Origin of the sequence: Mucilaginibacter lappiensis, from assembly GCF_900155965.1 — a bacterium.
In the GTDB taxonomy this organism is placed as follows: Bacteria; Bacteroidota; Bacteroidia; order Sphingobacteriales; family Sphingobacteriaceae; genus Mucilaginibacter; species Mucilaginibacter lappiensis.
Genome location: NZ_FTMG01000004.1, coordinates 47,468 through 62,438 on the forward strand (window position 1 = coordinate 47,468; position 14,971 = coordinate 62,438).

Genomic DNA, 14,971 nt, shown 5'->3' on the forward strand with positions numbered 1-14,971 from the left:
ATTTTTTATAAAATAATGAATACAGAAATATTTAAGTACACAGAAGCATTTGAATTCGAATCGGGTCAGGAAATACAGGATCTGGAAATTGGTTTTCATACCTATGGCAGGCTGAATAAGGCAAAAGACAACGTGATATGGATCTGTCATGCCCTTACCGCCAATGCCGATGTATTTGACTGGTGGAAAGGTCTGGTAGGTACCGGCTTCCTTTTTAATCCCGAAGAACATTTTATTGTGTGCGCGAATATTTTGGGTTCGCCTTATGGTACAAGTAATCCTTTAAGTATTAACCCGGTAAGCGGACAGCCTTATTACCAGGCGTTTCCACAATTTACTATCAGGGATATCATAAAGGCTCACCAATTGCTTGCTGATCATTTACAGATAGATAATATCCACATCCTTATAGGCGGTTCACTTGGTGGGCAACAAGCGGTTGAGTGGGCTATTATAGAGCCGGAACGGATCAAAAACCTGATACTGATTGCTACCAATGCGCGTCATTCGCCCTGGGGGATCGCGTTTAATGAGTCGCAACGTTTGGCTATTACTACCGATCGCACTTTTTATGCCAATACGCCAGACGGTGGTCAAAAAGGACTTAAAGCCGCAAGAAGCATTGCCCTGCTCTCCTATCGAGGATATAAAACTTATTCCATAACCCAACAAGAAGAGAGTGACGATAAAACGGATGATTATCGCGCCTCGACTTATCAAAGTTACCAGGGGCAAAAGCTGGTGAACCGGTTTAATGCCTACAGTTACTGGTATTTAACCAAAACAATGGATTCGCATAACGTAGGGCGCGGACGTCACGGAGTTGAAAAAGCATTGAGCCAGATCAAAGCCCGTACGCTGGTGATCGGTATCCACTCAGATGTATTGTTCCCGATCGAAGAACAGCAATACCTGTTCCAGCATATTCCTAAATCAGCTTTTGCTAAGTTAGACTCGTTTTATGGACATGATGGATTTTTAATTGAAACAGAAGCATTAACAAATATTATCACATCGTTTTTCAAAACTGATGTAAAAGGAAAAATTATAGAACTACAACGTACAGCATAATGAGTAAAAAGTTAAATATCGGATTATTTGGATTTGGAGTTGTTGGACAAGGACTTTATGATATCGTTAAAACTAAAAATTTAAACATTGAAATTGTAAAATTTGCCATCAAGGATCCGCATAAGGAACGTTCCTTGCCTGCACATTTATTTACTACCGATCGAGACGAACTGTTGAATAACCCGGAGATTAATACCATCGTAGAGCTAATCAATGACACTGAAGCTGCCTTTGAAATTGTATCAAGGGCATTAAGTTCAGGTAAAAATGTGGTTTCGGCCAGCAAGAAAATGATCGCCCTTCATCTGGAAGAATTGATCGAATTACAGCATAAACATGGTACATCTTTATTATATGAGGGTGCAGTTTGCGGTAGTATCCCGATCATCCGTAATCTGGAAGAGTATTATGATAATGAATTGCTGCATTCCATCAGTGGTATTTTTAATGGTTCATCAAATTATATACTTTCAAAAGGTTTTATCGAGGGGCTTGATTATGATAGCGCCTTAAAGCAAGCGCAGGATCTTGGTTTTGCAGAAACCGACCCTACCAGTGATGTGGGTGGGTTTGATGCCAAATATAAGCTCGTAATAGCCGCAGCTCATGCCTATGGTGTAATTGTACAACCTGATGAGGTGTTTAACTTCGGTATACAAAATCTCGGCGCTCAAGATTTGCAATATGCCCGCGAGAAAAATCTGAAAATAAAGTTGGTTCCTGTAGCTAAAGAACTGGATGAACGTCATGTAGCCTTATTTGTACTGCCTAAATTTGTAAACGAAACGGAGTTTTTATACAACGTAGAGTACGAATACAACGGTGTAACCGTGCAAGCGGCATTCGCCGATCAGCAATTCTTTTTTGGTAAAGGCGCAGGTGGCCACCCTACCGGATCGGCTGTATTGTCTGACATTGCTGCCTTACGTTATAACTATCAGTACGAGTATAAAAAGGCTAAAGAAAAGACCGACCTTAACTTTACCAACAATATTGAACTGAACGTTTACCTGAGGTATGATGACGAAAGCCTGGTGGAAGCTTTGAATTTTGAACACATACAAGAACGTTATTACTCGGGTAGTTATAAATTTGTTATCGGAAAAGTGAATCTTCAAAATCTGATAGATAATCAGGATCTTATTTCTGAGAGCAAGGCTTTTATTGCTTTTGCTGATCAGCTTACAGGTGTGAGTTTGGCGGCAGAAAGAAAGCTGGCAGCCGAGGCTGTATAAGTTGATCTGCTACAATAGTATTAAAGGCTCCGGAAACGGGGCCTTTTTATTTAGACTTTAGCAAAGTAAGCCGCTATGCGTTTACCGAAAGCAACTGTGATAATTCCTATAAACAATCTTGAACAGGAGGATATTACACTTTGCTGATCAGCAGCATTAGTAAGATTATATATTCTGTAGATCAGATCGGGCAGGGTATTAACAATCAGTAAACCACCGATGATCAGGAGCGCCATTTCATAAATCACCTTCCTGTCGGCAAATAATTTTGCATTTTCCTGGTAATCTGCCGAATTGGTGACTATGCGTGTAATGAATTTTGTTTTAGCTATGAGAAAAATTGCCAGTATGAGTAATAAGACAAAGCTCAGACCTTCTATCCATAAGGCGTTAATCTGTTCTGTAGGTTGCTCTGCATTTATATTGCCACCATGTGCACTCAAAAAAGTTAGTAAGCTGGGTAATTTGGAGATATCTGCCACAAAAAGATAAATACCAAGAATTTTTATGGTAATTTCATATACATCAGACTTTTTCATCTTTTAAGTGGGATAAGGTTTATTTATAGTGCAACGAATATAAACAAATACCTCACATACAAAAGATATAGTATGTTAATCCAGGTAATAATGCCTTATCTGATTCAAACCCTCATCAAGTTCATATACCCAGGGAGTAGCGGTAGGTATTTCAAGGTTGCTTACCTCTTCATCGCTCAAATGGTCAATATATTTAATTAGGGAGCGCAGGCTGTTTCCATGTGCAACCACCACTACCTTTTGATTACGGCGCATTGCTTTTACAATACGTTCGTTCCAAAAGGGTAAAACACGGTCCATAGTTTCTCCCAGGTTTTCTGTTAGCGGCAATTCACGTTCCGTTAGGCCATTATACCGAAGATCATGCCCTGGATAACGTGGATCATCACGTGTAACAGCCGGCGGATGTTCATTAGGATCGCGCCGCCATTTTAGCACCTGCTCCGATCCATATTTAGCTATGGCATCATCTTTATTCATGCCCTGTAGCGCGCCATAAAAACGTTCGTTTAGTCGCCATGATTTTTCAACGGGTATCCAAAGGTGGTCTAACTCTTCCAATACCAAATGCAGTGTTTTAATAGATCGTTTGAGGTATGATGTAAAGCCGACATCAAAGTTATAATCGTTCTTTTTAAGTATGCGGCCAGCATTTTTGGCCTGCTCATAACCATTTTCAGATAAATCAACGTCTTCCCAGCCGGTAAAGCGATTCTCCAGGTTCCAGGCACTTTCGCCATGGCGTATCAATACTAATTTTTGCATAGGTAAATACTTAACACAAAAGTACCCGTTGAGTTGCAAAAATTTGCTTAATATTTATAAATCTGTTAGATTGCGGTGAACCAATTAAAAAATCTAACCTATTATGATTCCTACAACACCCGTAACTGTTAAAGATGGCATTGCCAACCCCGCTCCTCTTGGTCTTTGTGCCTTCGGCATGACCACCGTATTATTAAACATTCACAATGCCGGTTTTTTTGAAATGAACACCATGATACTGGCCATGGGTATATTTTATGGCGGATTAGCACAGATAATTGCGGGTGTAATTGAAGCCAAAAAGAATAACACTTTTGGTTTAACGGCTTTTACTTCTTATGGTTTTTTCTGGCTGTCGTTAGTTGGTTTAATAGTGATGCCTAAACTAGGTTGGGGCGCAGCACCATCAGAAGGTGCCATGTGTGCCTATTTAAGCGTTTGGGGAGTATTTACTTTGTTGTTGTTTTTTGGAACGTTGAAATTAAACCGTGCGCTACAGTTTGTATTTGCATCCTTAACCATACTGTTCTTTTTACTTGTTGCCGGCGATGCTACTGGTAACAGCAGTATAAAACATTTGGCCGGGTACGAGGGTATCATTTGCGGTGCATCGGCTATATATACCGGTATAGCCAATGTATTGAATGAGGTTTATGGCAGGGTTGTATTGCCCATTGGCCCTGTTAATGTTTAATTTAAAAAGCTAAAATTAATTCTGCTAAATTGCGCAGGTGAAAGATTTTAAAAAATATTACAGCATACCGGCCACTCCCGAAGAGATTTATATGGCCTTAACCAATCCTATTACCTTAGAATTGTGGACAGGTGAAACGGCCGAGATGTCGACCGAACCGGATTCCGAATTTTCTATGTGGGATGGTAGCATTACCGGGAAAAACCTGGAATTTGAGCCTGGGAAAAAAATAGTACAACAATGGTATTTTGAGGGCGAATCTGATAATTCCATAGTAACCATTAAACTACATCCTGATAAAGGAGGATCATCGGTTGAACTACGGCATACTAACATTCCGGATAACGACTTTGATGATATGGTTGATGGCTGGAACAACAGTTATTTTGGTGGTCTGATAGATTTTTTTGAAGGAGAATAAAACTTAAGCCAAAGGAGAGTATAACAAAATATAAAGCTAAAACAGCAAAGCCGCTCATTTGAGCGGCTTTGCTGTTTTAGAGATTATATCTAAACTGAAATCCAACTATTAATATAGTGTGAATTCAACCCTGCGGTTTGCCTGACGGCCAGCAGCTGTTTTGTTAGATGCAATTGGTTGTGTTTGACCATAACCTGTAGCCTCAATACGTGATGCATTAGCACCTTTGCTTACTAAGTAAGATTTGATTGATTCTGCACGGTCTTTTGATAATCTCATGTTCAAATCTTTAGAACCTGTGTTATCAGTGTGACCAGCTAATTTTAAGCTGAAGTTTCTGTTGATCAGCAAGTTAGCAACTCTGTCTAAGCTTGGCAATGAGTGCTCACGGATTGTTGATTTACCCAAATCGAATTCCAGGTTTTTAATCGCATCCCTAACCACTTTTCTGTCTTCTTCTGTTACAACAATAACCGGTTTAGCTAATGGACAACCTGAACCATCTACCTGAGTACCAGAAGGTGTGTTTGGACATTTATCATTAATATCCAGTACTCCATCGCCATCACTATCAGTTGTTAATTTGGCAAGGTTAGCATTAGTAGTGTTCAAATCATTTCTTAACTGGTCGTTTTTAGCTTTTTCTGCATCAATTTCTTGTTGTAATGCGGTTTTGGTTTGTTGATTTTCCCATAAGTATTCCTTACGCATTGATGATACAGGGTTGTGTGTTGCCATCTGAGGTTTTTTAGGACTACCTAAAGCAAATTCCAAACCTATGTGTGCGTAGGAGAACCTGTCATTGGTTGATCCGTAGTTATAACCATCAAAGTTATCAGATTGTACAAAGTTAACCTGGTAACCTAAATCAAGATTTACACCTGGTGCAATATCAAATTTCAAACCAAGACCTATCGGGATAAAGATTTCATTAATTGAACCCTTTCCGTCGGTTTTGAAGTTAGTTTCCTGACCACCAGGGGTAGTGATTTTAGGTGTGTAATTCATGGTACCAGCACCTACGGTTAAATAAGGCTGAATAAATGGTTTGTCATGGCGCCAGTTAATGTTCGCCAATGTAATGTTAGCACTCAGGGCTGCCGACCAGTTAATGTTGGTAGAGTACTGGCTGTAAACCGTGCCATTAGCACTTGTCTGACTGTTATCACCTTTTACTTTACCTCTTAGGAAATCGGCTTGGATACCTAATGATGGTAGTATTTGGTCTTTAATGTAAGCACCATATCCAACTTGTTCTTTTGGATTTTTAAAATCCTGTCTGCCGTTGGTGCCAAAAATGGTGTAGGGAGTTAATAAACCACCATGCACACCTACAGACCAGGTGCGTAATTTATCACCACCTGAAAAAGGCTTTACATAATCGTAACTTGAAGCTGTTGTGTCAGGTGATTGGGCAAATAGTTTACCACCTACCATAAGTCCTGTTAGCAGCAGCGTGGTTTTTTTTAAATTTGATTTCATATCGTTGTGTTTAATTAGTGGTTTACTGTTCAATAAACCATACCCCCCCTTAGGCAACATTAATGCCAGCAGGTTTTTTTGGGAGAAGTCATGCAGGATAAAATTATACTAATCTTTTAAATTTTAGGGCTAAAATTTAAGTATAAATGACTGATAGAACCCGTTTTAAGAGTTGTAAATGGACAAAAGAGAAACCCGTGTTTTAACGGGTTATAATTGTGAGTTACTGATTTTTTGTACCATATAGTTAATGAGTTAAAAACAGTACAGTCTGTATTAAAAAACTTATTTTTGTATATATTAATCTATACAATAGCTAATTATCAATGTATTGTTTATAAAAGGAGAAAATGTTGAAGATGAAATTTGGATGAAATTTCGTTAGTATGGGTATTTTTTAATTTATTATTAAAACGAATAACGAATGTATATAATACTTATTGTGATATAATAATAAATATGATATGATCAGGCCATCACGGCAATGGTGTCAAATACTTTTTCTCCGAATTCGTGATTACCTTCTAATACGGAATTTTGAATCCCAATTTCCGGAGTGATGGCCTTTGTGAAAAGCTTCCAGGCAATATCTGGCTTGATGATTACTTTACTATCAGCAGATTTATTATTTTCATTTACAAAGCCCCATTTATCCGCACCTTTTTGAAGATGCCAGGTGCCACCAGCTTCGCTTTCTATGATTACTTCAATTAAAGTATTATCCGGTGCCTGTACAAAGTGATAAGTATGCGGCAAAGCATACATAAAAGTAGCTATACAAGGATAAAAGAGTTCGCGGTGCATAATACCCGGCCTGTTTACTGCATCGCGTATCTGTTGCTGGTGATGCCATTTTTCGGTGTACTCCCTGGCCATATGAAACCAATTGGCCGACTGTTCCTCTCCTGCCCAGGCCACTGCATATTTAGCCACGCCAAAAGGGTCTAACTCCGCTAATTCGCCTGTGAACTGTGGGCCTGTTGTTTCAAGTAACTCTATAAGCAGATCGGGACTTACCTGTTTCATGGCTTTTACCCAGATCGCATTTTGCTCATTAAGAAAATTAACCAGATCCCGGTAACTATTGATCACCGGCGGTGTATCTCCAGTGAATGATTGTTTGGAGGAGATAGTACGCACGTTGCCATGCAAAAGATGAGCCGCGATATCCTTTACCGTCCAATGCTTGGCTACAGTAGGCTTGTTCCAGTCATCGGGCGACAAAGATTTAAGTAGTTCGATAAGCAATTGATCCAGAATAGGAAAAAGATGTATTGTTTGTATGGGTACATCCCTGCTTATCATAAAAATTAATTGATCCTGCTATACTTATATAGCAGGATGTACAAAAACTTTTGATTTAATATCTGCGCCTGCCTTACCCAAGGTGGCTGCCACAGAGCAATATTTAGTTAATGACAGTTCAACCGCGCGGGCAGCTTTATCCTCGTCAATATCACCGTATAAATGAAATTCAATTTCAACATCCTTCCATAATGAAGGCTCTTTACCTGCTTCCCGGTCGCCGTTAACAACCATTTTATAATCCTTTACATCCTGGCGTTGTTTTTTCAGGATACTGATCACGTCAATGGCCGAACAGCCTGCAAGGCCCATTAAAAGTATCTGCATGGGGCGAACACCAAAATTATCACCACCGCTCTCAGGGCTGCTATCCATTTTTACGGTATGGCCGTAGGCGTCAACCGCTTCAAACCCAAAATCACCATGTACACGTTTAAGTTCTATTTTATTAGGCATATTGAATATATTGTAAGGCTAAGTTAGGTATTTACACCCGCTTAATAAAGTACGCTGGGGATGCTTTATATGGTTTTTTTATAAAAATGATCTTAAACTGATGGTTGCCTGTCTTTTACAGGTATCACTAGTTTTAAACCCGACCATGTTTCATCTACCGCGCAAATTTTAATATCAACCAGCCCGCTTTTAAGGGCGGTACCCCTCACCAGGTCTTCGGTTACATCCGTTACCACTTTGGATGCTTTTTTTGGCCATGAAACCCATATCATACCATCTGGTTTAATTTGCCCTTTCAATAACGGTAACCTGATCAATAGCTCATCCTTATTCAGGGTAAAAAAATGTATAAAATCCTTTTGCAGACTCAGTGTATCATCAAAATAGAGCTCTACTGGGAGGTCGGTAAACAATTCCATGTAATGATCTGGTGCATTGATCAGCTTGATCCTGAACCCCGGTTTAATGCCCAGCTTTTTTGCCAGTGGTGTTCCTGAATATCCGCTCATGGTATGGTCTGATTTAGGTGATGCTTTTAAATTTTGTTACGGTGAAAAACTTTTTAAACCTATAATTTTAACACTTTTATGCTCAAAAATGGATGAAAATTGATCGAAAATCACTTAAAAAACATCGATTTTAACACTTTTTAACAAATTTTAACATGGTTTTGATGTGTTTTTAAAAATTTAAGAAGTATTAAATATTTGATAATCAAATAATAACATATCAAACGTTCGGTTTTTGAGCCTTATTTTCTCTTAACTAAACAGCCCGGTTTTTCCTTTTGATCAGAAAAACCGGGCTGCTTTATGGATATAAAGATACGAAAAATTTGCCTGAATTTATAAATATCCAGTTATGATAAAATTTGCCCCTGGTGATGTTTTAAATGCTCCAGATAGTCATTGGCCAGCCATGCCACCGTTTGCAGGTTGGGTTCTAGTTTGCTATTGTCGCAGCGGGCATCTACCCTGTCTAAAGGGTAGTTTTTTAGTACACTGATAATTTGTTTATTCAATAATGTCCAAAGGTTAATCAGGTCTTTAATATCAGCTTCCTGATAACGCTGTACCGTTACCCATGCGTTCTGTTCATAAGTGAGCCTGAAGTTTTCTTCATAAGTACAGCGTATAAACCGCTGCAAGTTGATTTGCGCGCTATCGATCAAATGACCTAGAATCTCTTTTTTTGACCATTTATCGGGTGCCGGTCGTGTTTCCCAATCAATTGCCCGCGACCGGATATCCTGAAACTCATTAATAGTATCGCTTAATTCTTGTACAACGTGGTTCATTTTGTCTTAATCAAATAGTATTTAAAGATTGTTATTTCATATTAAATAACAAAACCATTAACTTCAAAGCCTTAAACATAGCCGATGGTTCTTAATTATATCTGGATAGCCTTTTTCTTGATCGCCTTTGTAGTTGCCTTTATCAAACTGATATTTTTTGGTGATGCAGAAGCATTTAAGTTATTGGTTGATGGTATATTCAGCTCATCCAAATCATCGGTAATGGATATCGCTTTGCCTTTGGTTGGCGCCATGGCTTTCTGGCTGGGCATATTGAATATTGGCGAAAAGGCCGGTGCTATTAATTTTCTTTCGCGTATTGTTGGACCTTTCTTTAGCCGGCTTTTCCCCGAGGTGCCACGTGATCATCCGGCAACGGGGCAAATGCTCATGAACTTTTCGGCCAATTTATTGGGGCTCGATAATGCGGCCACCCCATTGGGTTTAAAAGCCATGGGTAGCCTACAGGAGTTAAACCCGGATAAAGAATCAGCCTCCAACGCCCAGATCATGTTTCTGGTGTTACATACCTCCGGATTACAATTATTACCGGTTACCATTATAGCCCAGCGGGCCATATTAAATGCGGCCAATCCTACCGATGTATTTATCCCTTGTATTATTGCCACTTATGTAGCCACGGTTGTGGGTTTGCTGGTGGTGGCTGTTAAGCAGAAAATAAACCTGCTCGATAGGGTAATTATTACCTGGCTGGGGGGCTTAACGGCTTTCATAACGCTGTTGGTTTGGTGCTTTACCCATTACTTAACCAAGGGGCAAATCAGTGCTGTATCAAACATTGGCAGTAACTTTTTGCTGTTTAGCATACCCGTAATGTTTATTTTGGGCGGTTTGATTAAAAAGGTTAATGTGTTTGATGCTTTTATTGAAGGTGCCAAAAGTGGATTTGAAACTTCAGTAAAAATAATACCTTACCTGGTAGCCATGCTGGTAGGTATCAGCGTTTTCCGTAGCTGCGGGGCGCTGGATTATATGAATGATGGTTTGCGCTGGGTATGTACCCAATTTAACCTCAATACCCGTTTTGTGGATGCCATGCCTGTGGCTTACATGAAACCCCTGAGCGGATCGGGTTCAAAAGCCATGATGATCAATACCATGCAAACCTTTGGTGTGGATAGTTTTGCAGGGCGCCTGGGCTGCGTATTCAACGGTTCGGCAGATACTACCTTTTATATTGTGGCCTTATACTTTGGTTCGGTGGGTATTAAAAGGTCGCGTTACGCTATCCCGGCAGGCTTAATAGCCGATTTTGCCGGTATCATTGCCGCTATCCTGGTGGCCTACTTGTTTTTTGGTTAACAATTTTATCTTTAGCGATTTACGAAATTTTCTGACAGGTTAATTTTCCCTCATATTCTTCTCCTTTTTTTGTAACCAGTAGGAAAAATATTCCGTATAAGAGTACGGATTCGGCAATCGTGAAACCTGCTTTATGATTGCTGTAATTGGTTGATAACTGTTTTACCCCCAAATTCACCTTATAGGAGGGTGAGTTAAGAAGCATTTGATCATTGTGAAACCAATTTTTAATGAACATAAAGTACACTAAAAAAATATTTTTTTTAGCACTTCTCTGTCTACTTGTGTCATCAGCCGCAGCACAAACTATTAACGTTGGTAATGTGGATGCGGGACCTTATGGCCCAGGTTCAACCATTAGTATACCTATAAAGTTGAGCAATACTTCTGGCTGTTTTGCCACCAATAATGTATTTAACCTTTATCTGTCAGATGCTAACGGCAATTTTGGTGCTCAACAATTAATAGGTACCATCAGCGGCTTTTATGCCACGTTTGTGAATGGCATTATCCCCGCCGGAACGCCATCTGGAACTGGGTATAAATTACAAGTAGTATCCACGGCGCCTGTTATAACCAGCGCTGCCTCATCAGCATTTAGCATTAATAATTCAGCAGGAGTTGTTGCAGCGGTAAGTTCACAGATTATTAATCCGCAATATCCGGAAGTATTCGGAACGTGTAACGGCACGCCCAATACCACCACAAAGTATACTTTTTTAAATCAGTCCACATCCGGAGCATCAGTTATCGCTACCTTTTTTAATGACCTGGCACAAGCAGCCGAGGGTGGTACGGTTACTGTTTCGCCCAGTGCGGCTTTTAACGCCCAGGCTGCAAACTATACGGTAACTGTTAAAGCGGTGAATGGCGGTATTGTGGGTACAAAATCCTATTTACTGATGAACAACGTAGCCAATAGCGGGCTTGGTGCAACAGGTATTACCTCTGTATGCCTTTCAAACGGCAGCGGCGAGCTCACCTTTAATGCCGATGTCACCTCACCGCAAACCGGTTTGCAAAATAATTACCCGGGGCATACTTATAAGGTAACCTGGGGCGATGGGGCAAGCAGCACCTTTACACTTTGCGAGATCATAGCACAAGGAGGTAAAATTGTTCATACTTACAATGCATCATCATGCGGCAGTATTTTTAATAATATTAAGAACGTTTTTGGGGTCGATCTGCAACTTACCAGTGTTTACTGTGGCGATATCGGCACCCCGGCAACCAAGTATGCCCAGGTGCTTGCGCCACCCGTAAATAAGTTTTCAAATGTTGATGCAGGTTGTATAAATGTGCCTGTAACGTTTGCCAATACCTCCTATCCGGGGCAGTCTGCCAGCACCACCACCACCTCGGCCAGTTGTGTTAATACCGATGCAAAATATTCGTGGTATGTTGATGATGTATTACAGGTACAAAATTATGGGGCTACCCAACCTTTTGTTTACACATTTACTACAACAGGTGTACACACTATAAAACTGGTTTTACAAAATACAGCGGGTATTTGCGGGACAGCGGATGTTATCAGGACTATCTGTATCCAAAACCCGCCAAAACCGATATTTAATTTCCCGGTGAAAACCGGCTGCGGGCCATTAACTTTAATACCCGATAATACATCGGTAATTGATGCCAATTGCGACAACACCAATGCATACCAGTGGATAACCGCAGGCCCGGCGGCGGTTACTTATGCAGATAATACCACTGCTAATAGTCAGCAACCGCATATGGTTTTTGCAACGGCCGGTGTTTACCGCGTTAATCTCATCATTAATACCAAAAGCTGTGGTCCGGTTTTAGGTACCGAACAAAGTATTACGGTTGATGCTACACCAACAGCCCAATTATCGGCAGATGCATCAGTATGCGGTATTAACCAAAGCCTTAAATTTAATACCGATGCCGGCATTACCCACACCGTTTTAGGTGGTATAGGAGAACTTAAGCGCGATTCTTATACCTGGACAGTAAGCGGCGGCGCGTTTGATTTTACAGGAGGTACCACGGCCAATTCCCAATATCCGCAGATCTTATTTCATGATGCGGCAACTTATACCATTAGTGTGGCGGTAAAAAACGGATGCGGAGCACCGGCTACCGCTACTCAGCATCTTACTTTTCAGGTATCGCCAACCATCAGTGCCGGTAGTCCTTTTACGGTTTGTGCAGGGGCGGATATCAACCTTACCGGAACAATTCCAAGCGGCACTGTAACCGGGCAACAATGGATGGGTGGTACAGGCACTTTTAGTAACCCTAATGCATTGGTTACCACCTATACCCCATCTGCAGCCGATATAGCAGCAGGCAAAGTAACTTTTTCGTTAACGGGTACCACTTCATTAACGCCACCTTGCGATAAGGTGGTAAGCACCGTTACCATTACTATTCAACCGCAAACGGTTATTACCAGCGCAGCTGTTATTAATAACCAATGTTCGGGAACCGCACTTAATTATCATATACTCTCTACTCCCAGTGGTACTTATACCTGGACAATTGACCCTACCAAAACATCACCATCGGTTACCGGTTATGCAAGCGGAAGCGGCACAATTATCAACGATGTGCTCACCAATAACGACCCCTCAAATTTTGCTATAGCCACTTATATTGTACAGGCTACCGGCGGCAACTGTAACGGCGATCCGTTTACCTTAACCGTTCATGTTCTACCCGCGCACCTTACCGCTGGCTTTACGGCCAGTGTAACCGAAGGCTGCGGAGCTTTAAATGTTCAGTTTACCAATACCTCTGTACCGCTCAGCGGGAGTTTTACCTGGGATTTTGGCGATGGCAATACCTCAACCGATGTTAGCCCCTTACATACTTTTGCACCGGGCACTGATGGTAAGGATAAAATTTATACAGTAAATTTGCAGTTACTCAACTCCTGTGGCAATAATATAAATGCTACACCCATACAGATCACGGTGCACCCGGCAGCACCAGTTGCGCTTATTCTTCCAAGTCCGTTAAGTGGTTGTTCGCCATTTACTGTAACTGTTCAAAATGCATCGCCGGGTAATAATAAGAGTTATACGTACCATTTATACGACCCAGGCACACAGCAGGATGTTCAGCCTGCGATAACGCATACAGATAAAACTCCGGCGGTTTTCACTGTAACTTCAACACTCGCCAAATTGTACAAATTATACATGGTAGCCGAAGACATTTGCGGTAACACCACAAAAAGTATAGAATGGCCCATCTCAGTATCGCCCCCCGATTTTGTAGCAAAAACCTTTGTGACCGATAATAACAGTACAGGCTGCGTTCCTTTTGCTACCAGTTTTGTAAATGCCTCAACCGGTGGCGATACGTTTACTTATAATATATATGACCCAGCCGGTAATGTTACCCACATAACAGCAGGTGGTTTAGGCAGCACGCTTCCTTATACCTTTAGCCAGGCGGGTGTTTACCATGTTTCTATAACAGCGACTAATGGCTGTTCGTCTATCGAGTCGGATAAATTAGTGGTCACTGTAAATCCGCTGCCATTGCCCGCTTTCTCTGCCAATGTTACAACGGGTTGTAAAACGCTGTTAGTTAATTTTACTAACAATACACAAGCGCCAGATGCCAATTCAAACGCAAGTTCATACCAGTACGATTGGGATTTTGGCGATGGTAGTGCGCACGCGATGGAGCAAAATCCAGCCCCGCATTTGTACAGGTTTAGTAATACGCCGTTTACCGTTACATTACTAGTTACCAACCCGGTAACCGGATGTACGACCACTGCTGTTAAAAATAGTTATATCACTGTAAATCCCCCACCCTTTACCGCTTTTGGGGTGAAACCGGATACCACTATCAGTATACCTAATTATCGGTTTACGTTTGTTGATCAAACCACCAACGGGCCCGAGCGATGGCTTTGGTATTTTGGCGACGGGCAAACCTCCAGCAATCGAAACCCTGCACATACCTATGCCGATACGGGTACCTATACTGTAACATTAACAACCTATCGGGGCGACTGCGATAGCGTTATTTTGCACAAAGTTCACATTACGGGTATTCCCGGTCAGCTTTATTTGCCAAATGCGTTTATGCCAACCAGTGGCTCAACAGAGCTCCAAAAATTTATAGCCAAAGGTTCCGGCATCAAAAAATGGCACCTGCAGGTATTTAATAATTACGGGCAGCTGATGTGGGAAACCGACAAACTAACCGATCCGAAAGGTACACCGGTAAATGGTGATGGCTGGGACGGTACATTCAGAGGGGCGCCGGTACAGCAGGGGGTTTATATATGGCAGGCTTCGGCAACATTTATAAACGGAACGGAATGGAAAGGTATGAGCTACAATAACTCCTTACCCAAACGTACAGGCACCATCAATTTAATACGATAGC

Annotated in this window: 13 protein-coding genes; 6 read left to right on the top strand and 7 right to left on the bottom strand. The window is 41.1% G+C overall.

Annotated elements, in window-relative coordinates; genetic code table 11:
* The first annotated feature begins 15 nt into the window (after positions 1 to 15).
* Together BW976_RS09795 and BW976_RS09800 are read left to right on the top strand one after the other, a co-directional pair.
* Positions 16 to 1,071 carry a homoserine O-acetyltransferase family protein gene (locus BW976_RS09795; RefSeq protein WP_076372925.1) on the top strand — a complete coding sequence of 352 codons (1,056 nt, stop codon included), beginning with the start codon at positions 16 to 18 and terminating at the stop codon, positions 1,069 to 1,071.
* Complete coding sequence (locus BW976_RS09800; RefSeq protein ID WP_076372927.1) at positions 1,071 to 2,306, top strand: homoserine dehydrogenase; 1,236 nt, start codon at positions 1,071 to 1,073, stop codon at positions 2,304 to 2,306. The genes BW976_RS09795 and BW976_RS09800 overlap by 1 nt, the downstream gene beginning before the upstream one ends.
* Positions 2,307 to 2,356: 50 nt before the next feature.
* On the opposite strand, the gene BW976_RS09805 is transcribed toward BW976_RS09800, so the two are convergent.
* Together BW976_RS09805 and gpmA are read right to left on the bottom strand one after the other, a co-directional pair.
* Positions 2,357 to 2,845 (bottom strand): hypothetical protein, encoded by a 489-nt coding sequence (locus tag BW976_RS09805; protein ID WP_076372929.1) that lies wholly within the window; start codon positions 2,843 to 2,845, stop codon positions 2,357 to 2,359.
* 75 nt (positions 2,846 to 2,920) lie between these two features.
* On the bottom strand, positions 2,921 to 3,610 hold the full coding sequence (gene gpmA, locus BW976_RS09810) for a 2,3-diphosphoglycerate-dependent phosphoglycerate mutase (protein WP_076372931.1): 690 nt from the start codon (positions 3,608 to 3,610) through the stop codon (positions 2,921 to 2,923).
* Positions 3,611 to 3,713: 103 nt separating this feature from the next.
* On the opposite strand from gpmA, the gene BW976_RS09815 reads away from it, so the two are divergent.
* Positions 3,714 to 4,304, top strand: coding sequence for an acetate uptake transporter (locus BW976_RS09815; protein WP_076372933.1), 591 nt, complete (start codon positions 3,714 to 3,716; stop codon positions 4,302 to 4,304).
* Positions 4,305 to 4,341: 37 nt separating this feature from the next.
* The gene (locus BW976_RS09820) at positions 4,342 to 4,725 is read left to right on the top strand and encodes an SRPBCC domain-containing protein (RefSeq protein ID WP_076372935.1); all 384 of its coding nucleotides are present in this window, start codon (positions 4,342 to 4,344) and stop codon (positions 4,723 to 4,725) included.
* Between the two features lie 108 nt (positions 4,726 to 4,833).
* On the opposite strand, the gene BW976_RS09825 is transcribed toward BW976_RS09820, so the two are convergent.
* The 5 genes from BW976_RS09825 to BW976_RS09845 all read right to left on the bottom strand — a co-directional run bounded on the left by BW976_RS09825 (position 4,834) and on the right by BW976_RS09845 (position 9,265).
* A complete protein-coding gene (locus BW976_RS09825) occupies positions 4,834 to 6,207 on the bottom strand; it encodes an OmpA family protein (protein WP_076372937.1) in 1,374 nt (457 codons plus the stop codon).
* A gap of 468 nt (positions 6,208 to 6,675) precedes the next feature.
* Positions 6,676 to 7,512, bottom strand: coding sequence for a maleylpyruvate isomerase N-terminal domain-containing protein (locus BW976_RS09830; RefSeq protein ID WP_076372939.1), 837 nt, complete (start codon positions 7,510 to 7,512; stop codon positions 6,676 to 6,678).
* 24 nt (positions 7,513 to 7,536) lie between these two features.
* The gene (locus BW976_RS09835; protein WP_076372941.1) at positions 7,537 to 7,968 is read right to left on the bottom strand and encodes an OsmC family protein; all 432 of its coding nucleotides are present in this window, start codon (positions 7,966 to 7,968) and stop codon (positions 7,537 to 7,539) included.
* Between the two features lie 92 nt (positions 7,969 to 8,060).
* Positions 8,061 to 8,477: a DUF3052 family protein gene (locus BW976_RS09840; protein WP_076372943.1), complete on the bottom strand. Its 417-nt coding sequence runs from the start codon at positions 8,475 to 8,477 to the stop codon at positions 8,061 to 8,063.
* A 350-nt stretch (positions 8,478 to 8,827) separates the two neighbouring features.
* Positions 8,828 to 9,265, bottom strand: coding sequence for a DinB family protein (locus BW976_RS09845; RefSeq protein ID WP_076372945.1), 438 nt, complete (start codon positions 9,263 to 9,265; stop codon positions 8,828 to 8,830).
* Positions 9,266 to 9,349: 84 nt separating this feature from the next.
* On the opposite strand from BW976_RS09845, the gene BW976_RS09850 reads away from it, so the two are divergent.
* Together BW976_RS09850 and BW976_RS09860 are read left to right on the top strand one after the other, a co-directional pair.
* A complete protein-coding gene (locus BW976_RS09850) occupies positions 9,350 to 10,588 on the top strand; it encodes a nucleoside recognition domain-containing protein (RefSeq protein WP_076372947.1) in 1,239 nt (412 codons plus the stop codon).
* A gap of 284 nt (positions 10,589 to 10,872) precedes the next feature.
* Complete coding sequence (locus BW976_RS09860) at positions 10,873 to 14,970, top strand: PKD domain-containing protein (protein WP_175614087.1); 4,098 nt, start codon at positions 10,873 to 10,875, stop codon at positions 14,968 to 14,970.
* Position 14,971: the final 1 nt, after the last annotated feature.

What these genes read in the sequence shown, in the direction of transcription:
- BW976_RS09845 (WP_076372945.1), bottom strand. Translation starts at nt 9,265, where the DNA reads ATGAACCACGTTGTACAAGAATTAAGCGATACTATTAATGAGTTTCAG.
- BW976_RS09840 (WP_076372943.1), bottom strand. Translation starts at nt 8,477, where the DNA reads ATGAGCGGATATTCAGGAACACCACTGGCAAAAAAGCTGGGCATTAAA.
- BW976_RS09850 (WP_076372947.1), top strand. Translation starts at nt 9,350, where the DNA reads ATGGTTCTTAATTATATCTGGATAGCCTTTTTCTTGATCGCCTTTGTA.
- BW976_RS09795 (WP_076372925.1), top strand. Translation starts at nt 16, where the DNA reads ATGAATACAGAAATATTTAAGTACACAGAAGCATTTGAATTCGAATCG.
- BW976_RS09825 (WP_076372937.1), bottom strand. Translation starts at nt 6,207, where the DNA reads ATGAAATCAAATTTAAAAAAAACCACGCTGCTGCTAACAGGACTTATG.
- BW976_RS09815 (WP_076372933.1), top strand. Translation starts at nt 3,714, where the DNA reads ATGATTCCTACAACACCCGTAACTGTTAAAGATGGCATTGCCAACCCC.
- BW976_RS09835 (WP_076372941.1), bottom strand. Translation starts at nt 7,968, where the DNA reads ATGCCTAATAAAATAGAACTTAAACGTGTACATGGTGATTTTGGGTTT.
- gpmA (WP_076372931.1), bottom strand. Translation starts at nt 3,610, where the DNA reads ATGCAAAAATTAGTATTGATACGCCATGGCGAAAGTGCCTGGAACCTG.
- BW976_RS09800 (WP_076372927.1), top strand. Translation starts at nt 1,071, where the DNA reads ATGAGTAAAAAGTTAAATATCGGATTATTTGGATTTGGAGTTGTTGGA.
- BW976_RS09805 (WP_076372929.1), bottom strand. Translation starts at nt 2,845, where the DNA reads ATGAAAAAGTCTGATGTATATGAAATTACCATAAAAATTCTTGGTATT.
- BW976_RS09830 (WP_076372939.1), bottom strand. Translation starts at nt 7,512, where the DNA reads ATGATAAGCAGGGATGTACCCATACAAACAATACATCTTTTTCCTATT.